Genomic DNA, 26313 nt, shown 5'->3' with positions numbered 1-26313 from the left:
CTACCTATACTACTCTTATGCTGCAGTTTCAATTTATTGTGGAAAGCGTTGTCGAGATGTGATCTATTAAAAGGTCAGAAGTTATTGGCGTGCCAGACCGAGGGGGGACATGGCGGACGTCATTCAACTCTATTCCGCTACGGGCGTGAATTACTCGGTCGATCTTTCGGCGCGAAGATCAACCGGCTCGACCGTTGAAGCCATCATTGTCACAGCACGCAACCATGCCAATACAGTGCTCGGTCAAGGCGAGCTCAAGGTCAGTTTCGACCTGCCTGATGAGCTGACCATTGGCGGACGGCTCAAGACTTGGAGTGAAATCCAAGCCGAGATCAAGGCATTTCGCGATGCCGCGAGGGCCGATCTCGCCGCGACGCGGGAGCGGATGCGTGACAACCTGCGAGAGCAGTTGGCGGAGCGTTCGATATCGCTGAGCGCAAACACAGGTGCTTTCCTTGGGATCGATGGCGTCGGCTTCGCCGGCGCGAGCGCCACGGCGCAACTGTCGATCGATCTGCTCCTGCTCGATCCGACTCTGCAGCCAAAGCCGGCCGACGATGCGGCCGTGCTGACCGCGCGCCTCAGCAGCCGCGGGACGGTTCAACTCGGCGGCAACACGTGCACTGCCGCGATGCTGCTCGTCCTGGTGGTCACTCGCGGCGCGCTGGTGAGCGCCGTCCCGTCGCTGTCGCTCGAGGGACTGCCGGCTGCAAAGATTCCCGCCTTCGACTTTCGGTGGCCCAGCATCGACTGGCCGTCGCTGAGCTGGTCCACGCTGGACGTGAATCACGTCGCGTCGCTGTTGCGCTTCGACCTGCCGATTCCGAAGGCAGGTGAATTCGATCAGCCGTTGCACATCAACTGGACCACGCCACAGCCTCAGATCGCGTTCGCGATAGACGCCTCGAACCATTTGACGATCACGACAACGCAAAATGGCACTGGCGAGCTCGTTTGCGACACGATCGATGCGAATGGCAACCCGTTCGCACAGAAAATCGCCGACATCACTGGTTTCGGCATCGCGCTGTCGAGCGGCGGGAGTTTTTCGCTTACCGGTGCAATCAAGGCCGCCACAGCATCGATTGGTCTGCCGCGGAAGCGAATCGATCAGCCCGACGCGCTGCCGTTCACGATCGAGCTCGATCCGGGCAAGCTCGAAATCCAGATCACTGCCGACATCAATCTTCCACAATCCGCCAGCGCCGACGTTACCGCCACGCTGGACCTGCCGCGCGTGCTGGTCCGGGCGAAGAGCGATCCGGCGCTGCTGCTCGCGCTCGGCGCAACCTATGAGCAACTCTATGATTCCGCTACGGGCGCATCGTCCGGCAAGCTGACCCGACTTGAGATTGTGGAGCCCTACCCGCTCGCACTTACGGCGCTGGCAGCACGTGAGGCCGCCGATGCCGCTGCGGGGCTAATCCGGCTGATCGGCGCAATCCGTCTGCCGAAGCCGAACGTCCCGGAGACCGGCCTGGTCGCGCTGCTGGAACGCATCGGCGCGATAATCGGCGCGGCGGTCAAATGGCTGGCGCGCCAGGCGGGTGGCGCGCTTGACGCGCTGCTCGGTATCGCGGAGGCAATCGGCAAGGCACTCGAGGAGGCGGTGCACTGGCTTCGCAAGGCGCTCAGCAAGCTTTCGGCTGGCGACCCGCACGTCGCGATCGAGGTCCGCCTCGATGCACGCAGCTTCGCGCTGCGCCAGATCGTCATCTCGCCCGCCTGGTCGGTGGCGCCGAACGAGGTGTTCAGCAGCGAGGCAGCCGCGCTGGATGTGACCGTACCGCTTAACTGGCGTCCATCCCTGGTGATCGACCTTGATGGTCCGCCAAGCGTCGCGCTAATCGCGCTGCAGGGCAAGAACAACAACACCTCTTTCACGCTTGGAACCGACCTGTGGCTCGCTCGCGATGCCAGCATCGAATCGGTCGCGGATACCGACGTCCAAGGTAAACGCCCGACGAAACGACTGATCCAGGTCGCCGCGAAGCTCAGCAAAGCGCAGCCGGTAGTGATCTTCCGCTTCCGCTCCGGCAAGACGGCCTTCTTTGAAACGGTGGAGGCGGCCGTAACGCCGCTGGTTGAAAGCGGAATCAGCATTGCGGGCATCAGTGGGCCCGTGGTCTATCGTCCGATCAACTGGAGCGACGTTGCCGTAGACGCAGAGATCGAACCCGGCACGGCGGAACGGCTGTTGCCCTTCCTGCAGTCATCGAAGGGAAATGCCAAACCGAGCTTCCTGGAGAATCTCGATCAATATATCTCGGTGAAGCCAGGGACGCCGAAAAGGGCCAAGGACGGCGTGGTGGAGCTGCCGCTCAATGCCGAGCTCCGCATCCGCGAAACGAAGGTGCAGCTGCCGCTCAAGCTCGGGCTCAATCTAAAGACCTTCGAGCTGCGCTTCGCCGGTCCGGAGATGATCGAGATCAAGGGCACGAGCGCCAAAAGGGATTTCGACGTCTTGGGATTGTCGGGCGAGATCGTTCCCAAGACGCACAAGCCCGGTGATCCGCTGCCCGCCGAATACGGCTTCTACAAGCTGGATTTCTCCAAAGGCGACGTGCGCCTCGCGCTGGCCGACAGCGCGCGGCTCGACCTCTCCTACGGCCGAGTCGCAAGCGGCGGGCGCGGCATCGTGTTCAAGGTCGAGGAGCTCGGCCTGTCGCGTGGCGGACTAGACCTCAATGCTAAGGTGGATCCCGATATCCCGGTGCAGCTCGCCGGCGTCGACATGCCGTTTCGCTTTGACAGCGGCGGATTGTCGATCAAGCGCAGCGAGATACAAGCTTTCTCGATCAAGGGAGCCGGGCAACTGCCGCCGGAGTTGGTTGGCGAAGCGAACGCCACGATTTCTATCTCAATGGGGCGCGGCAAGGATGGCTCGCTGATCGTGCAAAGCGCCGAGGCGACACTCGACAAGTCGAATGATCCGATCGTCTGCCACGGCACACGCTTTAAGCTTACACTCTCGGCGATCGGACTTGAGTTCAAGGACTTCTCGTCCCAGGGCGCGGGCTATCACTTCTACTTCACACTCACCGGATCGGCTGAATTCAAGCCGCGCGCGGGCGAATTCACGGACGGCCTGTTGAAGAACTTCGGCAGCCTGACGATCACTCTCGACAAGGCGCCGCTCGCCCGCGATCCCTCGATGCTCCTGACCGCAATCGAGTTCCAGGTCGCGGTCGAGCCGAAGAAGCGGATCAACTTCTTCAACCTCTTCACCTTCGAACTGCGCGGCATCGGCTTTCATCCGGCCTCGCGGGCCTTCGGCGGTAAGCCTGCAATGTCGGTCTCCGGTCAGGTCAACTTCGTCGAAGCCGGCGACATCGTCAGCCCCAAATTCGATTTCCACAAGCTCTGGATTGCGCCGCCGAAGGACGGCGAGACCTTGCCGCAAGTGCGCTTTGACGGGCTCACCGTCGGCGTTCGTTTCGGCGGCGCGGCCTCGATCGAGGGTACCGCCATTGCGGTCGATGACCAGCTGCCGAGCCTGTATAGGCCTGGTGCGCTGCCGGCCGACGTAACCGCGCATGGCTTCCTCGCGTCAGGCAAGCTCACCATCAAGGGCTGGGGCCAGATGGCCGCCTCAATGGGCTTCCTTGAGTTGCAAAAGCGCGGCGGCGAGCTGCGGCAGGCGTTCTTCCTTTACGGCGAGGCCGGGGAGCTCTCGATCGAGATCCCGACCCCGCTCGGACCTATCTATCTGCGCGAGGTCGGCTTCGGCTTCGGCTATCGCTTCACCCTGGCTGCGTTCAACCGCGCCGATCAGGTACGCAATGTGAAGCAGCTCATCGATGTCCTCGACGACATCTCGAAATATCAAGGCGAACTTGCTACTGTGAGGTCATGGGAGCCGGAGGCCGCGGGCAATCGACTGACGCTTGCGTTGCGCGGCCTGATCAGCATTTCCAGCGCGTCGGGCGAAAGGGAATACAACGCCGACGCGGAAAAAGAGATTCCCAACCCAGTGCTGTTCGACATCGTGGCGGCGCTGCGCAGCGATCTCACCTTCTTCATGAACGCGCGCGTCTGGATCGCGCGCAACTATGCGGACTGGCACGACTCAAGTGGGACCGATGCCTGGCGTACCAATCCAACCTTGCGCGGTTATGTGTATCTCTCGGTGCCGCGCAAGGAGTTTCTTGCCCGGATGATCGCCGACGGGACCGGCGACGTCGACGGCAAGCATCCCGAGTTGCCGGCGCCGTTGGTCGCAGCGATGAAGGCCGTGCGCTGGTCGGCCACCACCTATATCCGCCCTGGTCTATTCCACCAGGAGTTCGGCTGGCCCTACGAGCTAGGTTTCACCTTCGAGCGCGACAAGACGTTCCAGATCGTCTGCCAGGGCGGTCTGGTTAATCGCATTGAGGACCTCTCGATCCTCTACGGCATCGCGTTTCGCGCCAGGGGATTCGCGCAGATCGGGGGCTCCGTCGGCGGGCGCTCGTTCGGCGCCTCGGTGCTCGCGCGCGCAGACTTTTCGATCGATGCGAAATTCATCGCCTATCTGTCGATCCAGCGCTTCAACGAGACGCTGTTCTACGGATCGCTCGCGTTCGACGTCTCGATCTCGCTGCAAGTGCGTGTGTGGCTCGAATTCTCGATAGGCATCAAGGATATCCATCTGGAAATCGGCTTCTCGCTCTCGCTCACTCTCTCGATCGCGCTCGAGGTTGCAGTGTCGCCGCGGGCGATCGGTGGACGCGCCGCGGCATCGGTCGGAGTCGGCGCGTTCGGCCGCTCGGTCCGCCTCGGCATCGGCTTCGGCTTCAACGAGGGCGCGGTCAATACTGCGCGTAGCCGGGTCGAGCGGTTCCTCGCGCTCGGCCTCACGGTCGCGACTCCCGACTCCGAGCAGGGCGTCGCGCCGCCGGCGCCGGAGCAGCCTCGCGGGCCCACGTCCCGCGATGCAGACCAGATGCTGGACCACTCGCTCGACAAGCACGAGGAAATATCGGCGGGACCGCTGCCGCAGCCAACGCCGGAAGGTCGCGACCTGCAGCCGAGCGGCTATTGGGCGATGCTCTTCCCGGTCGCGGGCCGAGGCGGGGATGGCGAGCGCTTCGTCATGATCTTCGTGCCGCGCGATCATTCCGAGACTGGACTGCCGGAGGCGACTCTGCCGAAAACGACTGCGGGTGGACTGCTCGGCACCTTTTATGCACCGCCTTCCGTGTACGAACCAAACGGTTCGGTTCCACCGTCCCTGGTCATCCGCAACCGCTCGATGACCAGACCGGTTGCAGTCAAGAAACTGGAGTCGCGCAGGGACAACTCCGGCAGCACTACGCGTGAGGTCCTGTTCGGCGACAGTGCCGCCATCGAAATCTCGTACGACGTCGCCAGGACGGCATTCCAATCTGGACAGGACACGCTTTCGCTCGGCCGCTTTCTAGGACAGTGTTTCGTACGCGTGGGCGATGCCGCTACGGACCTGCGCGAGCCGTGTCCGAGGCGCATCGACGTCGATCCCGAGCGGTTGCCAGATGCGCGCGAAGCAGCCGCCCAGCTCCTCGCCACGGCGGGACGCGACCAAATCGCGCTCAAGGCGGAGGAGCGGGCCGCAAATGAAATCGAGGAGCGCCGCTCCGCGGTGATCGCCTCACTGTGCGAATCCGCCGGCAAGCTCGCGATGGGCGGCGAAGCCGCATGGACGTTAGAGGCAACGGAGCTCGGCCTCGACGTGCGGTCGCTCGGCGTCGCTTTCGTCGTCACACGGGCTAACATCGATGAGTTGTTCGAACTCCCCGCGCCGAACGGCGAAGCCGCGCCCCGCCGCGCTAAATTCGAGTTGGATGCGGCGGTCGGCGGCATCGGGGCACTGACGCCCTCGGTCCATCTTTTCAATCCGCCCGAGCGCATGTTCCGTGAGCGCGGGCCGAAGCTGGCCGAGCCGGTGGTCGAGGCCACACGCACCGGCATCCGTCTCGATTGGGACCTTGAGCCGGCGTTCGGTTTGTCGACCGGCGTATGGAACGATCCAGAGTTCGACCTGCAGCACTACCGCATCGAGCGCATTCTGATGCGTGGAGGTGTCGTAATGGCCTCCGTGCCACCGCGGCGGGTCACCGTCAAGGCCGCGGCACCGATGCGGCTGGTGCGCGACATCACCACCGGGGACTTCGTGTGGCGTTTTCTGCGTCCGAACGCGCAATATGTTGATGACCTGGCCGACTTGCCCGGCGAGCTGCGCGCCGCGATTCTGCCAGGCGCAGAGAAGAGCGAGAAAGTGGCAGCGCAGGTGCCCGACACGTTACGCTATATCGTCGTCCCGGTGGACACAGCCGGCACCGCAGGCGCTCCGACGCCGCTTCAGCTCGACATAAAAGCGCCGAGCCGGTCGCGCGAGGGCATCCGCCGTGCGGTGCTGCACTTCGAGTACCGCAACGACAACGCTCAAATCCGCAACATCGATGCGCCTCCCACTAGGCCGATTGTGACCCTCGGCCTGGATGACGGAATGGATCCAACGCCGGCGAAAGGCGAGCGCCCTGACGAACGCGGCAACGTAAGCGATAAGCGCACTTATATCCTCCGGGTGCGTCAGGAGCGCGCCGCTCCGACCGGACTCTACGGTAACGACGCGGTCACCGACGCGCTGGCGCGACCGACGGCCGGCGATTTTGCGCAGAAGCACGTCACCGACGAAGATTTCGAACTGACGCTGCCCAAGGTCAAATCCAACAACACGCCGAACCAGATCCCGTGGTTCGACGATCCGCGGCCGCTTGCGCACTCAGACGGCTACGGTTTGAAGCACGTCGGCTCGAGCGGCGGCAACGACCTTGATAAGTTCTTCCGCACGATCGGCGTGGACCTGTCGGGCGAAGAGCGTGCGCGCGACGGCGCACGCGGCGTGCGCTTCGCGATCCGGCCGAAGCATGAGCTAGGAGAGTCTCCAGGCCCCTGGTGTCCGGTCGACATCACAATGCTGATTGATTCCCGAGAATCGAATGCCCCGTCGCCGAAGCTGCCGCCGATCGCGGCGCCTGTCGAGATATTTGAGCATCCGGTGGCGATCGACGCCGCGCCGTTGCTGTTCGACGACCTTGGCGGCGAATCCGGCCGCGTGTTGGTCTGGCATCCGGCCGAAAACGGATTGCTCAGAAGCCTTCTGACACCGGACGCCAATGGTCCGGCCCTCGTGCTGCTGCGCGATGGCGAACGTCGGGTCGCGACGCGCGTGCGCTGGAACGGCCGCCCGGCCGCTGACGATGTCGATGCGGGAAACAGTAGCGCAAAGCGCTTGGCCCGCTTGTTCGGCGGTTTCGATCTGTTTGAGATAGATGCGGCTGACGAAGCTGAAAGCGCTACGACTGCTCCGGCGGCAGTTGCGATCGCCTATAAGTTGAGCACGGCGGTGGAGGACGCCGATCCGGGCAACGGGACCATCCGGCTCAATCGCAAGCCACAATCGCAGGCAACCGCGATCTTTGCCGACCTGCGCGACCGGTCAGGCGCCGACCGGACATCGGTGCTCGACCTAATCAACGACTCATGCGAGCGCGTGAAGGGGCAAGTGCGGCTGGTCAAAGCGAACGACGCATCGCGCTGGCTCGCTTTCGATCTGACCGCCGCGATCAGTGCGCAGGGTTACCGGAAGCTCGTGCTCACCTGCACTGACGCGAGCGATCCCACGCCTTTCGCCAATAACGATGCCGTCGTTCTGCTGTTCACACGGTTGCCAGCACGCCATGTCGCGCGCGTGCAGGCGCTCCCTGCCGCAATGGCGCGGCTCGATCCGCCGGAGATCGCGGATTTTGCCAAGGTCGAGGCGCACTATCCGAGCGAGACGCGCAGGCTGCAGAAGAAGGGCGCCGGGCGCCGCGCCGCTTGGTACACGCCCGCCGAATCCTATGTGGTGTGGCCGCAGCATACATTGCGGCGCGCGCTCTCCATCAATGTCGACGAAACGATCTTAACCGAACTGTTGTCGAACGGACGCCCACACTCGTTCGAACTAAGCCTCAAGGTCGGGGATAGATCCTATGAGGTCGTACGGCGCAGCGGTGGTCCATTCGACAACAGCCAGGGGCCATGGACCGCGCGCGGCCTGCGCATGCTGTTGCAGGATCTGACTTGGGACCCGGACAGCGCGGACGCGAAGAAACATTACGCTGAGCATCGGGAGCAATTCCGCAACGCCCGGGTCACCATCACGGCGCGAGAAGGCGGCGGAGCCGTGCTGGCGAGCACCGAGTGGTCTATCGACCTCGATCCGGTGCTCCACTCGGTGCTGGCCGATACCATCGACTGGGCGCGCTATGACGAGATGCCACCAACTGCCTTTCCGCCGCTCAAGGTGGACCAGGCGACATTCGACGCACAGTTGACGGCACAGACGCTGGATCAATCCGTCGCGGTCGAATTCCGGCTTGACGAATGGCCCGCGGCACCAGCGCCGAACGTGCTTGGCTTCCGCGTCGGCGGCGCCACGTCGTTTCCCGATAGACTGCGTTTCGAATACCCGCCAACTGCGAAGACAGCGCAGGAAAAGAAGGACAGCCTGTTGGCCGCACTGGCGCGGCTGGTCACGAACCTCCCTGCGCTGGCGCGGAAAAAGCTGGCAGACGATTTCGCCAAGGACCAAGGCAGCTACAACAACGTGCGCCTGCTGCTGCAATGCGAGATGTTGCCATCGGTCGCAGCTCCGGCAGTGGAAATTTCCTTCCCGGTCGATGTTCGGTCGATGTTCGAGGATCTCGAGCGCTCAACCTATCGCCGGTACGAGCCGGTGCTGGAACCATCGCCGAAGATCGGTGCGACCGATGTCGCCAGCTGGCTCGACGAAACGCCAGCTGAGCGCGACCCCTACGGCTGGGGCATCCTGCGCACGCTTGGGCTGGGCGCAGGACTGCGGCTGTACGATACCGAGACGCGCGAGTACCTGGCTCCGGACGCGACGCTACGCCAGTTGCAAAAGGCAATGAACAAGGCTCTCGCATGGTACGACACGCTCTCCATCGGTGCACCGTTCGTCGACGTCGTGACACGCGCGGGTGGCACGATGCGGCTTGCTTCATTCGACGGCGGCACTCCCGCCACGACACCGGACGATGTGCAGAGACTCATCAACCATGATGCCCTGGCGCTGACGCAGATATCACTGCGTCCCCTGCCCGACCGCTGGCGCCGACACGCAGGCGATCAAACCGCGATCCAAAAGCCGGTCGCCTATTTCGCCATCCGCAAGGCCACCGGACAGGCCTCACCGCTAACGATCGACTTGAGCAAGATCAATGCTGCAGCTATTGCGGTCGCCGATGTGCTCGATCTGACGGCGCAACTCGCTAAGCCACAATCTGTCACGCTATCGAACTACGTCCCGGACGGCGACCCGAAACGCAAGAAGCTGAATGAGGAGCTGACCGGCGGAGCAGGCCAGCAATCGACCCTGATGATCGACATAGCGCGGGCAAAGGACGGAGAAGTCGTCGCGCTTGTGCGTGCAACGGTGTCGGACGGCGATGCCTTCGGGATTTTCGGCCAGGCCTGGGGCGGCGGTGGGGACGTCGGGGAGATCGCCGATCCGATGGGCACGACCGGCCTGGAGCCGTTCGGTCGCTTTCGCGACATGGCCGCCGAGCGGTACGTCGCGCTCGCCGGATCCCATGCTGGGATCATCGAAGCCATTGAGGCGTTGAAGAGATCCGCGGAGCGGCGCTGGCCAAAGGCTTGGCCAGCCAGCGAGGATGAAGCCAAGCTGCTCGCCCGCATTCCCGACTGGACCCGCCGCTTCGTCGATCATGCTCCAGCGAGCAAGCCGCCGCGCGAGGTTCATTTCTCGCTCGCCGAGGTCACGCGTCCCGATCCGTGGCGCGTTGGAGTACAGGACGACGGGACCATGGAGGTGCTGTTGACGCATGACGATCGCAAGCGCCGGCTGAAACGCTATGCGATAAGGCCTTTCGGCCGTTACGAAGGGTTCGTCGACGCACTGCGCGCTGCGGAAAACGAGGCCAATCCGCGGGTACCGCAGCTGTTCGGCGCATGGAGCGACTGGCTCGCGGGGGAAGAGGATGCAGCGAACCGCTTCGAGGAAAGCTGGAGCCGCCGGCTATTGGATGTGGTGATTCCGCGCACCGAGCCGCTGGCTCCGCCGGTTCTGGTCGACGCTAAGCGGATCGAAATACTGCCGCCCGGCGAGACCAACCCGAAGAAGGCGCGGCGCGTGCTCGAGTTCATCTACAAACGGCACACCGAGGAGCTTCTGTCGGAGTCGAACGTGACGGTCGAGGGCGCCCTCTCGTTCGAGACCACGGCGGTCGGCTTCTGGCGCGAGTTCCCGATGCAGCGCTGGGCGCAGGACCTCGTTCCAGACATCAACACGGCGGCCGCATTCGGTGAATTGAATCCAGGTCCTAATCCCGCCGCTCTGATCGCCAGCGACGACATGTTCGGCGGTCTCGCTACAAAGGAGGGCGGACGCTACACCGATGGCTGGCGCGGCACGCTCGCGATGCGAACCGAGGCGCTGCCGTTCTTCTTCCGCATTCATGCGGCAGCCTTCGCGTCCGCCGGCGTCGTCGTTTCCGACCCGGTGATCGCCACCGTCGAGGAAGGTCACTATGATCTGCACCTTCCGTGGAAGCAGGATCTTTTTGGCGAGAGGACTCCCGTTCCACGCTGGTCGGTGCTGCGGCGCGACGGCGCCAAGCCGGGAGTCTATTTGGAATTCCATCTACCGCTAGTGCGGCTGGTTGACGGAATGCCGGTGGACACGCGACCGATCTGGTTGTCGCACAACGCGATACCCGAGGTGTTCAGCCTCCCTGATCCGTTCGCCCGCTATGAGATCAGGGCCTTGACGGTCGACAGCGCCGGCCTGTCAGCCGCGTCGGCGGAGCTCGACGTGATCGGCGAGCAGCGCAGCGAGGACAGCTCCAAAACCTCGGGCCATCGCGTCAATGTCATCGGTCCGCTGTTCGCGGCGGACTCGGCCGAGCCCGACGAGTTATATCGCTGCACGAACCATGGCGTGTGGTGGCAACTCGCGATCTCGTCCAGGCTGCAACAAAAGGAACAGCTCGAAGCCGAAACCTTTGCGCCGCACATCGATCCGGTCGTGTTTGGGAGCACCATGCATCACCCACTGGAGCTGATTGAGCTGGATCCGCAGGCATTTGCCGCCGGCGCGGAGTGGCAGAATCTCGCGCCTCAGACGCCGGTTACGGCGACGGTGACTCCGGTTGCGAATACGGATGCGGCCGCCTTCGCGCAGTTCAAGGTCGATGTGACCGTTTGGCGCGATGCGTTCGCCGCCTATGCGGCGAATACCGCCGGCAAAGCGATCCTGGACTTCCTGCAGGCATGGGTCGACACCGACGGCAACGCGCCACCGCCGACGACACTAACGGCCAATGATTTTATCTGGGGACTGCCGCGACTGCCCGAAGGCAGACCGACGGCAGTACAGGTCACCCACACGGCAATCGGAGACTGGCGAGCGCCCGCCGATGCCGGAATCGCGGGGCGCGAAGCGCTGCGACAATTGAAGACGAGCAAGACCCAGGGCGGGTACGCTCAGGACGACTTCGACACCGGCGTTCGCGAGTTGGTGCGGACCGAGATGCGACGCCTCTCCGCGGCACGCAAGGAGCGCGAGCCTGGAAACCGCTTTCTCGACTTCCCGCCATTCGCGAGCCCACTCTCCGACAGCCTGGCTGCAGCGGCGCTCAAGGTCGGCCTCGCGACCGCCCCGGATGGATCGCGCCTGCTGCCGCCCAGCGCGGACGTGATTGCACGGGTCACGATCAATGCCAATCCACTCAAGGATGCGGCCAAGGTCGTCGCCTTGATCAAGGCCCTGGAGGCGACTCCCTTCACCGCCCTCGCCATTACCGAACTCGGCGTGCTCGAAGACGGCGTGCTCAAGGACGTCGACATGAGCGTGCTGGTGCATTTGCCCTGCAATGCGCTGCTCGAGAACGGCGTCGCCAGTGCACTGGCAGACCTCGGAGCGGCGAATCAAGCGGACTGGCGCGCAGTGTCATTGCTGTTGCGCATGCCGCCGACCGATCAGGAGCGGGACACGATTATGGCGGCTATCACCACGACCGTAACCGATGCTGCAGAGCGCGATGCGCTCGCGGCTTTTACGGACCGCACCATGAGCGGGCAGGTGTTCGGGCTCGGTCGCACACTCGGCGTGAAGGTTTTCCGCGGGAGCGCCGATCCCGCCGAGGATGCGATCGTCAGGTCGGGAGAGGGAGCGCAGCCATGTCAATGACACCGTTTCGCCGCATCGCGCTCGAGGGGCCTGATTTCAGCGTCGACGAGCGGGTCTGGGAAGCGCACGTCAATCTCGGCTTTCCATTCAACGTCGGCGCCGAGCCGCCCGTGGTGCGCAATCATTCCATGCGACTGCTCGCGCAGACCGCGGACCCGGTCAACGCCACGATTGTCGGCGAGCATTCGGGAAACGCGAAGACCAGCGTGTCCTTGCATCAGCCACTGCTGCTCACCGCCGCTGCGACGACCGTAGACTTCGGTCCCGGCGACAGCGCGGCCGCGATCGAGATCCTGTCGGCGGCTTTCGAGCCAGTCCGGCTGACAGGCGACGACGCGCAGCCGCGCTACTCCGAGCTGCACGCCGCGCCACGCGACGGGTGGCCCAACGGACCGTTCGAAAAGGACAAAGACGGTCTGTTTCAGATCGTCGCGCCGCGTCTGCGCGCGACCAGAGGCGTAATGCGCGTCGGCTACGCCAATCCAGCGCAGCATGGATCGGCCGTGCTGACCAAGCGCCTGACGATGGACTGGACGCCGCTCGCTGAACAACGGGTGCGGATCCTCGGCAACCTACAGATCGGCACGGTCGAGACGCTCGAGAAGGTCGGAAGTCCCCCAAAGAAGGCGCGCGCCATCGCCTTCGAGCTGGTACCCGAAGGCGTGGAGTTCGATGCGCACGTGCCGGACCCGTTCGGAACGAAAATCGATTCCCTGCTCGATCTGCGCCTGCGGCTTGTCGCGGTTCACCGCGCCAACCGCAGCGAGATGCGGCTCGACCTGGTCGGCGGGTCGGCCGACAGCCTGAAGAGGTTATCGGAGGGGCTCGCCTGGATGGCGCGCGATTTTGCGGCGCGCGGCGGCAATATCGTGCTGCAGGTCGACACGCGCGGCATTCCGCCGCTGTCGTGGTCGCTCGCTTATGACAAGGTCAGCAAAGCGTACAGCTGCGGCGCGCCGGGGGTGATTCCGGAGGTCCTGCTGCGCGAGGACGGCGTCGGTATCAAGCTGCTGACGCGCGCCGACGCCGGAGGCGGCGAGCTCGGTGTCGCCGAGTTGGTGCGCTATGCAGTGCGGCTAGCGACCCGCAGCCCGACCGCGAGCGTCCAACTGAGTATCGAGTCGGTGTCGGACGAGCCAGCCGCGCCGGCAAGCGGACCGACGGTCACCATGTCTTGGAGCGATCCGCCGCAGGCCCCAAGGCCGTACGGAAACCCGGACGCGGTCATGCTGACGAGATTCACCGGTGCCGCCTCGATGGAGGTGCTCGGCGCCCGGTTCTCGGAGATCTGGGGCCGTTCCGGCGCAATCGCGCAGAAGACATGGCCTCCCTATGCCTTCATCGCGCTCGATCGCGGCTGGGTGCAGATCCCGCTCATGGATGCGCCGAAGCCAGGCACTGTGAAGACACGACGCGCCGCGACCGGCCCATCCGCCTTCGCGGGCTTCATGCGCGTCGATGTGCCGCTCAAATCCGGCACGCTTCCGGGTGATCCCGCGCCCGACGGCAGCGACCTGCCCGGGCTGCTCGTTGTCGCGTCTAGCCGCATCTCGATCACCGTCACATGGGCGAAGCCGCTCGAGGCCGACGCCGCACGCACCATCAAGGTCGAGATCGAGGATTCCTTCGGGACACTCGACGGCCTGCTGTGGGCCGGCGAGGCCAGTCCCTCGCCGGTCGAGATCCTGCCGCCACGCGATGCCGGGCCGGCAGCGCTGCACGCGATTCCGATCGTGTTCGGCGGCCGAGATATCACGGGCTGGAACGTCAATGTCGGCGCGATCGCGGGCGGAACGCTCGGTGAAGTCAGTTTCCCGCTTCCGGTCGTGACAAGCCCCGACGCCGGGCCTCTACTGGTGTGGCAGCCGCATAAGGAGCTTGCGCTGGTTTCCACGGTCGCGATGACACGCACGGCGGAGAGCGCGACGCGCCCCTCGGCGACGCGCGAGCTGGTGCCGGCCCAGGTGGCGTCGAACGGCGAGCTCACGCTCGTATTTGGCGCCGACAGGCGTCTGCCCGAGGTCGTGCTGCCGGCCGGAACCAGCGTGCATGGCGACGGCCGCTGGCGCTGGCCATGGCCCGGCGAAATCGCTGCCGAAGGGTCCTCTCCTGCATCGCCGCGCGAGCAGGCCGGAGTTGCGCTTGCGGCTCTTACGCTGCCGGGAATCGAATTCACCCTTGGGCCGAATGCCGCGAAGCTGGAGGCGGACGCGAGCCTGCTGGTCTCGCTGCGCTTCGATCTGCCGATCCTCGACGAGCTGTTCGCCAATGCAAAGGCACCAGAGTCTAGGATCGCGCCTGGCAAGAAGCAGGCGATGTCCGCACGGGAGACGCCGCCGACCGCACTCGACCTGCGCAGACTTTCCGACGTCTGGTTCGAGAACGCACGCCGCATCGCGCGGGCACGCACCGAAGCTGACCGCGTGGTGCTGCAGGAGATAAAGCTCGACGATGGCCAAACGGAGCTGCGAGCCTGGCATCAGTCGACCATGAAGACCAAAGGCGTTGTGCGCGGCCTAGTAGAACCTTACGTCTGGGCGCCGCAAGCCTTCGCGTTCGCGCTGACGCGGCCGGGCCAGGACGCGACTCTCGGCGCCTATTGCCTCGGCGATACGGCCAAGGACGAGGATTGGTATGCGGGCGCAAAAGCGCTGGGCGGCCTCACCGCTGACTTCACCATTAATGGTGACGCGCTGACGCCGGGTGGCACTGACGTCAGGATTGACGGCTTCGCGTCATCGTCGTTCAAAGCTAAACCGCGACCGCCGATCGGCGGCGACACAGATCAGCTGCATGACGCGCGCGGTCTGTCGCTAGCGTTCGACCCGAAGCCGTTGTCCACCGCGATGACCGCGCGCGAGCTTTCGCTGCGCAAGGCGCCGGACGACCAGCGTCTCTCCCTCGCCACCCGGCATCAGCCGATTGCGCTCACGATCGGGCAGGACAAGCTGCAGTTCTGGTTCCGCGATCTCCCGGTGAAGGAGGGCGCGAAGCTCGTGTTCGACCGCTCCGGCGGTATCGAGACCGGCGCCGGCCCCGATCCCGAAGCGCTCAACCGCAGCCGCATCGCAAAGACGCTGTACGAGTGGCGCCTTTACCCGGTGGTTGTCGCGGGCGAGCTTGGCCGATTCGAGATTCCGCTCGCCGGTCCCCTCGCGGCGCGGCCGCTGCGCCTGTTGGCCTTCGAGATGAAGCCGGACGGGACACCGGTACTGCTCGAAGTGCTCGCCTCGGTCGGGATCGCTGGGATAGAGGCTTCGGCCGCGCAGCAGCGGGACATGGTATTTGCCGCAGAGGACGTCTATGCGTCGGGCAACTTGATCGTGCTGCGCTTCGATGATTCGGACGGCAATTTCGCATTCCGCTCGATCGGTCAGGTCAGGGTCGGCGACTCGCCGCAGGATCCGTTCCCGGTATCGACGCGCGAGCTCTTGTTTCGCGCCGACGCGCCGATCATGCCGGTATCCAGCGTGCCGATCACGCTGGGGCTTGGGCTGCAGGAGAAGAACGGCGACGTCGACATCAAAGCGGCCAGCCTGACGGTGCGTCTGTTCGGGCAGGCCTGCAAACTCGACCTGCGCGACGCGCGCTTCGAGGCGGGCGCAATCAGGGCAAGCTGCTCTGGCGATCCGGGCGAAAGCCCACTGCAGCTGAAAAGGATCGATCTGGAGTGGCAGAAGGCCGGCGCGCCCCGGCTGACACTGACGACCGCGGAACTGCGCGCGCCGCTGCGGACAAACGACCCAGCGAGCCCGATAGCATTCACGCGCGACTATGGCTCTGGCGCCATTCGCTGGCTCGAGTTGACGTCAACGGCGGCGCTTCCCGTGGAGGAGGTCGATCACGACGCCGGCGTGGTCCGCATCCAAATCGCTGACGAGATCGCAAACGCGGAGCTGTTCCGCGGCTTCCTACTCCCGCCCGGACAAGTGAGCGGCACGGTCGCGTTCGTCCTCAAACGCACCCCGTCGGGAGCGTTTGCAGCATGGCCGCAAGCGAAGCTCGGATCCGCCTACGTGGAATTGGCGTTTGATGCCGCGCAAGCGGGCACGACACAGCGCATCACAGCGATCCGCCACCGTCACCTCGGACGCTCCAATGGTGAGCCGACTTGGCAATCGTCGCTGCGGCTCGATGCCGACTTCGGCAAGCTGAAGACAAGTACGATCAAGTGGCCGGTCGGACATGCGACGGTAGGCAACGCGACGTTCGATCCGCACCCTAGCCAGAAGGCGGAATGGACCACAACGCTAACCATGGACCCGGGGTCCGGCCTCGACCTTGTGCACGAGGTGCAGCCACGGCTGTGCGCGCACGTGCTGCCGCTCCAACTCCTGGTGCAGGAGGGAGACAGGGTCGCACTGCACGAGCCGTGGCGCTTTCGCGCCGTGGTCGAGCACCAGCTCATCCCGGCCGAGGGACAGTTTTGGCCAGGCAGCCAATCCAGGACCCCGCTCGCCTGGACTTCGCTCGACGAGGTTTGCCTGATCGACCTGCGCGCGCTCGCGTCCGATGCGATCGTGGAATTCGAGCCGGCCACGCGCAACACCGATTACGCCTTCATGGCGCGTTACCGCGGCAACGAGAGCAACATCCGGATTGCGGGCGTGGTACGGCGCGCGCTTGCCAATGCGGGGTTTCCGGTCCGTGCCATCCTGGCAGCGGTCAGGAATAAATATCCGAAGGTCGAAGATCTCGAGCTGGTTCCGCCGGCGCTGCTGCTCACCGGCTCATGTGTGACCGAGGTCGTGACCGGCATGCAGCGCGTCGGGCTCGACGGCAGAACCGAGATCGGCGTCACCCTCGTGCCGCAATGGATTCTGCCCTGGGCGCAGGTGGCGGACGACACCCCGTCGATCGGTCCACTGAACTACTGTCCGCAGATCGCCGCGAGCACGCGCATGTACAAGATCGCGGCGCACGACGCCGCCGCGGGAGCGCCGCGCCGGCTCGACGGAGTGCCGCCGCGAGCATTCTCGGTTCAGGATGGGACGCAAAGCCTGGTCGAGGCGCGCTTCGCGGCAATTGTCGGCGCGGCGCAGCCGGACAGTGCCGCGGCCACCATGGCGGTGGACCAAGCCTTCCTGGAAAGCGCGAGCGCGCTCAACAATCAACTTGAGACTCCCCTGTTTCCGCGCACCCTGCTGGCGCTGCGCACGGTGGCCGAGGCTTTCGCGCACGCGCCCGATGCCCGCTGGTTCGGACGCGCGGTGCGATGCGTCGCGCCGAGCCAGGACGTACCGCACCGGGAGACGCGCTTTACCGTCAGCGTCTGGCCGCTAGAGGCGGCGCCGGAACGGGCGCCGCCCGCGGTCACGCTGCTGGTAGCGGACGAGCGTCAGGTCGCCGCCGAGATCCTGCCGCCCGCGCTTGCGGCGACGCTGTCGGATCCCGCGAGCAACGCGCTCGCGCTGCAGGGTGCGCAACGTGCGGAGGCGGCGCTGCGCGCCTTCAGCCTGAGCGCCGCGCCGCGCGTCGTCATGCTCGCCCGGGTCGACACGAGCTATCTGACCATTCACGACAAGCCGCCGGCCGCAGATCCCACGGCGGAGCGTACGACAATCGTCGATGCGGCCGCGCCGTTCCCGCATGTGGACTGGACGTTCGCCAAGCCGGCGCCACCCGGCCTGATTGGGCAACCGTCGGTCGCGCTGCGCGACCGTGATGTGACAATCTATGCCTCGCCGGCGCTCGGGTGGCCGAACGAGCGGCGCAACGAGGAGCTCGCGCAAATGCATGCGCGGCTTGGCAACGAGGAGGTGCGGCGCAACACCGAGCGCGCATGGGCGGGGCGCGTGCGCAGCCTTTCGTGGCCTGCGCACGCCTTCGGCCTCGACGCGAGCACGCCGGACGAGGCGCGCGAGAGCGAGGAGGTCGCGCATGCGGCCTTCATCGCGATGGGGCAACGCGCCGCATTCCGGCGGCGTGCCGCTAAGGACTTGCGTTCGCCGCCCGACCGGCTCGCGGTGCTGGCGCCACCGCGGGCGCGCGCCCCGACCATCGAGGCGCTGACGGCGGCGTTCGGCCAATCGCGCATCCCTGCCGTCGGCACGACGGCAGCAAAGGACCGGTCGCGCCTGACACCGCTTCTTCCCGGGCCGGTCGAGGTCACTACCACGGGGCAGCGTCCGGGCGCGATGCTCACGCAGCACGAGGGAGTTCTACTGACTTGGCAGGAGAAGCCGTTCGACCCGGATTTTGCCCGCTTCGGCGTGCCAGCCGCGCGCGGACCGGTGATTGCACGGCAACTCCGCGCGCCGCGCTCGTCGAAACTGCCGGACGACGCGGAGCTCGAACTGCGGCGCCAGACCTTCATCGCTGGCGACGAGCGCAGTCCGGCAACCAACAAACCGAAGCTATTCAAGCTGATCAAGGGCGCCGCGGTGGTTGCGCGCTTCTTTCGGCTGCTCGATGCGAACGACCACGCGCTCAACCCGCGCAGCGTGACTCTGACGGTCGGCACACCCGCGCTCGGCTGGCTCTCGTCGGGCTGGAGCGGTCGGATTCGCCTGGTCGCGGTCGTGCCAGGCGACATTCCCGCGCGCGTCGCGCTTGCACGCATCGGCCTTCTGCCGCCGACGCAGAACGGAACAATGAGCCACCTACCCCATGCGGCGCTCCAGGTGGGAACAGCGGTGATCCGGTTTGAGAGGATGATCTGGGGCGAGACGATCGACGCGGAGGATCATCCGACCGGCGATCCCAATGCGAAGCGGCTGCTGCTCGACTTCGCCATCAGCGGCGCCGCCCGGCGCGAGGCCGCCCAAACCAGCATCATGTTGGCGCTGCGCGACGCATCCGCCGATACGCCGATCCGCTTCACGGTGCGCTGCGGCGCCCCGATTAAACCAACCGACGCGGCGGCAGACCCCAAGGAGACCGGCGAACTGACACTGGCGACTGACAGCCTGGCTGGCGCAGCCAATGAGGATCTGGTCCCGGGACCACCGCAGGTGCTGGTGTTCGATCTGCCGCACGTCCCGGCGCGGCGGCGCTGGCTGCCGCAGACGCCGTTTACTCTCGCCTTCGGGGATCCGGCCTATGACCGCGAGCTTGGAAGTCCGGCGCGGAGCAACGCGCTCGGCATCGACGACGTGCCTCACGTATTGGCGGCCGATCGGGCCGAATACGACACCGCCGCGACGATTCACTTCGCGTTCTGGCGCCGCGAACGGACACAGAACGCCAATCCGAAAGCTCCCGACAACCGCCAATGGATGCTTGACGTGCAGGTCGTTCCGGCCGCCGGCGGCGCGGCGCGCGATCTTGCAATCGCCGCCACGACGGCGCCCGGGATTCGCTACAAGGTTCTCGGACTAGCCGCCTATGCAATCGCTATCGCGAGCCTGCGCGAGACGTTCGACGGCGCGGCGTTGAACGACCAGCCAGCACAACTCCTCCCGGGCGATCGCCTAAAGCTGACGGTAACCGGAACAGGCGCGGACAATATCGCGCATTCGATCACGGTCGATGTCGGCATCGTGGCCGAGCCGGTGTTGCCGCCACCGGCGGCGTCCTACGGACTGGCGACGCTGCAGCACGGCGGACACACGGTCGGCACCGCGCTGTTCGCGACCGCGCCACTCCCGCAGAAGATCGATCTTCCCGACCTGTTAAACGATCTCATCGCCGGACACGTAAGGCGGCGCGCTTTGTTCTTGTGGCCGTTCGTGGCGTCGGGTGTACCGCCGGCGGAAACGCCCTTCGGCTTTCTGGTCAAGGTCGATCGCACTGGCGGCGGGCAGTTGCCGGAATCGCGCGGGGAGTTCGCGATACCGGAGTAATGTGCGCCGGGGCGCGGCGCACCACCATATGCAGCGTCATCGCTTACCTGCTTTCCGCCTCCCCGCCAACTGGATATAGGCGCCTTTCTGCGAGGCTACATACCAAAAGAAACCCAGTCGCCTGGCGGCGTTCGAGTTCATATTTCTCCAGCTTATAAGGAAGAAGCACCGCCCACGTTTTCGACATCGCTGGCGGCAGCCGGCAGGGTCCTGACTTTCTCGCGCAGCCCCGCTGACGCGCGAAGCTGCCAGAAAATGTCTCGAATCTCCCGTTCATGGCTGGTTCTTTCCCGGCTGTTGACACTTTGCAGACGCTTTCCCATAGTCAACAACTTCATCGCGCCGCAGTTTGATCGTAGGTATCTTTTTATAGTAATAATAGACCGAAAGTCAGAAGCGCAAGCGCAACTGAGGCAGCGCAAGCAAGCTGCGTACGGCGAAGATTGCCAGATGTGAGTTCACCGGATATTAGGGCATTTAGGCCATTTAGCGTATGTCCAATGTCCTCATTTGATGCCCGCTTGATATTTACAATTGACACCTCCACTCCTGAAACCGCAGTGAGAGTTACGCTGTAATTAAAGTAGGCGTAACCAATGGATAAAACACAACTAGACAGTGAGATAAACGACAATAATGAAGCCATTGGCGCCTCTTCAGCTATGCCACTCGACGCTGTATTGACTATAAGAAATGCGAGCGCAGCAATTCCGGCCATTAAATATCGATACTGTTCAGCCGATCGCCTGAATACTGTGTTCGCTAAAGTTAGCATATCGTCGGCAAGGCTCTTATTGAGCGCTATTTCCATGTTCGCCCCTTCCATGACCTTCTCCCGTTTTTCGCGTAGGAAGCGAGTGAACCGCGTCGGCCCCCGAGGCTAAATAGTGCGCGGTTGACGATCGCGGCCAAGTCTGGTTTGCCGCGCGTCTCGACTACTGGGGCGCCTAACCCCGCCGAAGATTGCACCTCGACGAATAATGTCTCGGTGGGGCAGATTTCCATCATGAGGACCTCCATTCAGTCGGGTTTGACATATAGAGCAATGCCGCTGCTGCTGGGCGGTCTCCGCCACACCTCCGATTGCGCCTCAAAACAAGGTGCCCGTCATCGCGAGACCTGCCCTCGCAGCAATTCCACGGGCATCCCCTAGCTTCCGCGGCCATACACCACTGGAGCAAGATATTAATCGTTCAATTCATACTAGATCTTCCTGATAGCGTCTGATGCTAGTGAACATTCTATTCCCTCACTTGTCCTTATTCTTGTATAAGAACCCTCATCTTCTAAAAACGTAACTTTTGCTCCGCTCCTTATATCCCATTTTTCCGAGCCAGAATCCCGGACATTCGCCCAGCAAACCTCGTCTTTAATAACCTCGTGTGTAGGATTCTCTTCTTGAGACATTGCATCTCTCCCGGTTAATTCATTCAGTGTTGCCGTTGAGACATGACTGTAGCATGAGAGATAGGATTTCCGCATGACGAATTCCTGTGGCTTTTCTTTCTGACGTCGGTCTGACTTGCCACCGAACTTCATCCAACGGCTAGCCTTCTACTATATGTCGCACTCTCTTAAGTTTTGCGATTGTCAGAAGACAATCTATGAAGCATAATTTAGCAGCGGGTGAAATTTCAGATTCTGCAAGGCTCCGACGGGGACTCGGATCATGCGGCACTGACTGGACGCGCGCGAATATAAGCTTCTCCTCAACCCACAGCGGCTCCTAGAGGCACCTCCCGATACAGTCGCCGAAATCTTCTGGGACGAGCATCTGGGGCCGCTCATCCGTCGCGAAAAGGTGGCCAACCACGCCACGCGGGCAGTTCGACAGGCGCACCGAACGCTTCGTCCGCCCGAATTCATTCTGCGACGAGCGTATATTTCGACAATCTAAATTTCCGTTGTGCAAGTGTTGCAATTCATAGTAGATTTCAGGCTAGGGCTGAGATGCCTGCGCCCGTATTGGCGGGACTGACCAGAAGCCAGATCGATTCATCAACGGCGTCGCGGCGAGCGCCCGCCGGAGGCGAAGTTCTGTTTGATTTAGAGGGGAGTTCATTCGCAGCGGAGGGAGAGAACCGATGCTTAATGCCAAGCACTTCTGCAAATGTATCCTAGATGCCCCCAAGGACAGCCACGACATTCAGAAGATATCGCGTCCGAGAGCCGCAGTTTTAAACGGTGCGAAGTGGCAGCCGGGCGACCTCGTTAGCTGCCGGTTTCTGAGCGGAACGCCAGCGCTGCACGAGCGCGTCAAATCGGTAGCGAGGGAGTGGGAGAGGTTCGCCGAACTTACCTTGGATTTTCGCGATCATGGATCCACGGATATACGGATCGACTTTGTTCGGGGCAACGGATCGTGGTCTTATCTCGGCACATTCTGCAGACGCATCTCCGAACCCGAACCGACGATGAATTATGGCTGGATAGATGAGGAATCGGACGAGCAAGAACTGCGGCGTGTAGTATTGCACGAATTCGGCCATGCTCTGGGGTTGATTCACGAGCACCAGAACCCCGAAAATAGCATCAAGTGGAACAAGGCAGCAGTCGTCGCTGATCTTCAGGGGCCACCAAACTACTGGGACGACAACGCAATCGAGAACAACATGTTCCGCTACTATCCGAAGGAGGATGTGACGGCTACGGCCGTCGATCCTACGTCGATCATGATGTACCCGATACCGGCCTCCTGGACCCTAGATGGGTTCTCTGCTGGGCTGAACTCGGAACTTTCGCCAGCTGACAAAGCACTAATTGGTGCCGTTTATCCGAAGTAATCGCATGGCAAACGTCGACCATTACGCGCTTGTCGTCGCACTGTCGCATTATCCCAATCTTGTAAACGGCGGCCTAAGAGGACCGCAGAACGATGCTGCCGCCTTTGTTGATTGGCTCAAGAGCCCCTCCGGAGGGAACATACCGCCGGCCAACATTAAATGCGTGACGTCGGCGGACTTTGTAAACAAGGAGCCTGGCGACGACATTCCCTGGCCGGAGCATCTAAACAAAGCCGCCTTCAAATGGATCTACGACATGGCCTGTGCGAGCAGGAACGCAGGACGGGGGTTCAGGGTCGGCAAGCGAATATACTTTTACTTGTCGGGACATGGTTTTGCTTCGGCCGACAGAAACGGGTGCCTGCTCACCGCAAATACGTCGGAGGGCAGGGCGGACACGAATATCGGTATTTCCAATTGGCTCAACTGGTGGCGCAATGCGGCATGTTTCGACGAGTATGTCTTACTGCTTGACGCCTGCATGAACCGCCTCGTCACGGCCGTGCCCCGGCCGGCACCCTACAAGCTCATCAATTCATATGAGACACCTGGCGAATGCTTTCTCGCCTACGCGGCAAAGGCTCCGAAGAAAACGGTCGAGCGATCTTTGCCGACCGAGAACGGCAAATTTCACGGGGTCTTCACGTGGTGTTTGCTCGAAGGTCTTACGGGCGCCGCGGCAAACAGCTCAAATCTTGTGACCGGCAAGACGTTGCAGAACTGGCTTGTTAATTCGATGTATCATTGGTTCACAGATTCCGATCGGGACGACATCGATGTTTCGCTCGAGCCGGATATCCTGACAGCGGACCAAACACTGGTTCTGGCGACCAATGTGAAGCCAAAAACCTACTCGGTCGAACTGATTTTTCCTGATGAGGTTGTCGGCCGGACTTTGAGGGTTTGGTCTGGTCCGGGGCCGCAATTTGTCAGTGAAACGGCGGAAAAAACGACGAGGCTGGACCTGCACGTGGGCCTGCACGTAGTCGACTGTGGGGACCTTCGACAAGGTTTTGAAGTCGTAGGCCCACAAAGAGTCAATGTTTCTCAACGCGGGTCTCCGGTCCTCGTGCCGTCTGGACGGCCGCTGTTCCATGTGACCCTAAGCGCCGGCGATACGGCCAATCAGATAATATTGCAGGACGCCAATTTCGATCCGGTGGTCGCTCCCGGCGGTCACGTGGAGGTCGATCTACCTTTTGGGCTCTATCGCTCAAGGTTCCGCGTCGGACGACGTTTTGTCGACGATGTCTTCTTGCTGGACGGCGACTATGCACCGGGCGCAAGCGTAACGGCGCGCGATTTGCCAGGTATCGCCTCGGCGGTGCCCTTCAACGGGGCTCCTCGTTCTCATGAACGGCAATCCGTCCTGGTCGGCGAAGTGCAGAACAATGCAGTGCCGGCCGATGGCTCGCAAATAGCCGTCGTCGCCCGCGGATGGACTCCAAAGGATACCGGCTATTCGATTGCCAATCCGTGGAAGGGCATCAGGGTTCTGGGCGCGAATGGGAAGGTAGTTGGAGACATCGGTCGCTCCGGCGTGAAGACGCTTGGTGAGGGGGATTTCGACGGTAGCGCCCACCTCACGGCGAATGTCGCTCCCGGAGCTTACTTTTTGAGATACCCCTATCCCCAAATCGGCATCGTCGAAGTGTCGCTCGTGACCGCGCGCGGCTGGCGGACCGAAGTTTATCTACTTCGATCGCGTACAAGCAGTGAGGGCCCCGAAACTTTGCCACGCCGTACTATTATCATGCGTCGCCAGAATCAGCCTTGGCGCCATGAGCAGAACGATCGGTTGGAAAAAGCTCTCTTCGCATTGGCCTACGGCCGCGCCATTCTTAATCGGGAGTTAAGTGATCTTCTCCTGCACAAATTCGACAGTCCTATCGAAGGGATAGTCGGCGCTCATTTGCTGCTGATTGAGCATGCTCGCCGTGCAGATGTGGACCTGAGCCAATTGGATCCGGTCGTCATAAACCTGCGCTCGTTGCTCGGCGGCGATCATCCGGACGTGGAGGCGCTCTCGCTTATGTGTGCGAACGAGGATTTGCGCCGCCGAAGGCCCTTCGATACACCGCCGATGTTCGAGCGAAGCTGGCGGCTAATGGTGGAAGCAAGTCGCAAAGATCCGAAGATGGTGTCGTTACGGCTGTGGAAACGCGTAGCCGCTCAAGTCGTTATGCCTCCGTATTTTGGATGGTCGACTGCTGAGACCCGAGCGCACTATCGCGACGCACTGATCGAGGCGGCTACAGACGCGCATACCAGCCCGGATCGGTCAGTCGGCGGGCCTTCGCTTGGATTGAAGGACATCGGAGATCGCGAGACACTCGCTTCAAACGTGCCTTTGGACGGGGAACTTGACGCCCCCGCCGCGCACCCGATGCGCGGGCCGGATCGCGGAGGTAGCGAGCGCGATTCTGCTAATCTCGAACGCTTGTCGGGAATTATTCGACCCCCGGGCAGCCAAACGCAGCCTCCGCCAGATCCCGAGGTGATGCACAGCTTCGCAGAAGCCTACCGGCTGCCCCCTGCTGCGGTTCGCTCGATATCGAGATCGATGTCGCAATCGATGCGACCGGCGATAAAATACAACGAAGGCTCTGCGAACCCAAAGGTGGCAGTCGATAAGATTGATCAGGAATACCCAGGCGAAACACATGCCCAAGACGAGCTGGCGGTCAACAGCGACTTCGATGAGCATTGATGAAACGCGGCAACTGCTCTCGCTCGCGTGCTTGACGTTTTCATTCCAGCGCTATCGCCTTCCTGCGACCGGCCTTGTCGACAAACTTCCTACGAGCCTCGGGACTTTGCCACTCTTCGGCGCGCAGGCAAACGTAAGCCTGCCGGTCGCTGAAGACGAGGCCTTCTGGATCGGGGTCTTCGGGCGCAATCCCAATACCACGCTTTCTTGTACCGCCATTTTGCGCGACGGGCGCGTCGTCATGCTTCAACAGGACGACAGTATAATGGGCATTCAGACGCCTACAGGCCAGTTCGCTTCGTTAACTCGCGTCGCCACGGCGGTCGGACCAGGAGTCTTGTCGATCGTACTCGGCGTAAGAACAGACGTTCGCAGTCTGTCGGCTGCAATCCACCTCGTCAGCTATGATGCATTTCAATCTCAGTCAGGAGTGCGCCCGCGGCCACTTGATCCTAGTGCGGGATACCAAGGCTACCAATTGCCGTAATTCGCCTCCGCATTGTCAGCAAGCAATTGTTGAAAGCCGGGTTGACGAGGCCGCGCTTGCCAGATCGCATTGACTGGTTCCGGGCCATGGCGCCAGCGCTTAAACCGGGAACCCCTGTTCGCACCCAGTCTTCCGCACCGCTATTGTGCGATCGGCGGAGATCCCCTATCCGCGGAAAGCTCGAGGACACAGATTCTCGTTGTTGTTGCACGAAACGAAGAATGCGTGACAGCTATCGGCAACTGATATCATGGATGCGCGCTTGCCGAAAATTGACAAATCTCGAGTTACTCATGAGTTTCAACACATGTCCC

The 26313-nt window shown here is 62.8% G+C and carries 7 protein-coding genes; 5 read left to right on the top strand and 2 right to left on the bottom strand.

The window, feature by feature from the left end; genetic code table 11:
* Positions 1-109: 109 nt before the first annotated feature.
* Together QA637_RS28650 and QA637_RS28645 are read left to right on the top strand one after the other, a co-directional pair.
* On the top strand, positions 110-12235 hold the full coding sequence (locus QA637_RS28650) for a hypothetical protein (protein WP_283067788.1): 12126 nt from the start codon (positions 110-112) through the stop codon (positions 12233-12235).
* Positions 12226-20019 carry a hypothetical protein gene (locus tag QA637_RS28645; protein ID WP_283067787.1) on the top strand — a complete coding sequence of 2598 codons (7794 nt, stop codon included), beginning with the start codon at positions 12226-12228 and terminating at the stop codon, positions 20017-20019. The genes QA637_RS28650 and QA637_RS28645 overlap by 10 nt, the downstream gene beginning before the upstream one ends.
* Positions 20020-20386: 367 nt before the next feature.
* Here QA637_RS28645 and QA637_RS28640 read toward each other — a convergent pair whose 3' ends face one another.
* Positions 20387-20845 (bottom strand): hypothetical protein, encoded by a 459-nt coding sequence (locus QA637_RS28640; RefSeq protein WP_283067785.1) that lies wholly within the window; start codon positions 20843-20845, stop codon positions 20387-20389.
* Between the two features lie 377 nt (positions 20846-21222).
* The gene (locus tag QA637_RS28635; RefSeq protein WP_283067783.1) at positions 21223-21501 is read right to left on the bottom strand and encodes a hypothetical protein; all 279 of its coding nucleotides are present in this window, start codon (positions 21499-21501) and stop codon (positions 21223-21225) included.
* A gap of 602 nt (positions 21502-22103) precedes the next feature.
* Here QA637_RS28635 and QA637_RS28630 point away from each other — a divergent pair.
* From QA637_RS28630 to QA637_RS28620, 3 genes are read left to right on the top strand one after another with little or no spacing between them, the layout of a single operon-like run.
* Positions 22104-22802 (top strand): M12 family metallopeptidase, encoded by a 699-nt coding sequence (locus QA637_RS28630; RefSeq protein ID WP_283067781.1) that lies wholly within the window; start codon positions 22104-22106, stop codon positions 22800-22802.
* A gap of 4 nt (positions 22803-22806) precedes the next feature.
* Positions 22807-25512 (top strand): hypothetical protein, encoded by a 2706-nt coding sequence (locus QA637_RS28625; RefSeq protein ID WP_283067779.1) that lies wholly within the window; start codon positions 22807-22809, stop codon positions 25510-25512.
* Positions 25502-25999 carry a hypothetical protein gene (locus tag QA637_RS28620; protein ID WP_283067777.1) on the top strand — a complete coding sequence of 166 codons (498 nt, stop codon included), beginning with the start codon at positions 25502-25504 and terminating at the stop codon, positions 25997-25999. Before QA637_RS28625 ends, QA637_RS28620 begins: the two co-directional genes overlap by 11 nt.
* The last annotated feature ends 314 nt before the right edge of the window (positions 26000-26313 follow it).

The organism is Sinorhizobium terangae, assembly GCF_029714365.1.
GTDB classification, from domain to species: domain Bacteria; phylum Pseudomonadota; class Alphaproteobacteria; order Rhizobiales; family Rhizobiaceae; genus Sinorhizobium; species Sinorhizobium terangae.
Note: the sequence above shows the minus strand (reverse complement) of the source record. Positions and strands in the feature narration are given on the sequence as shown.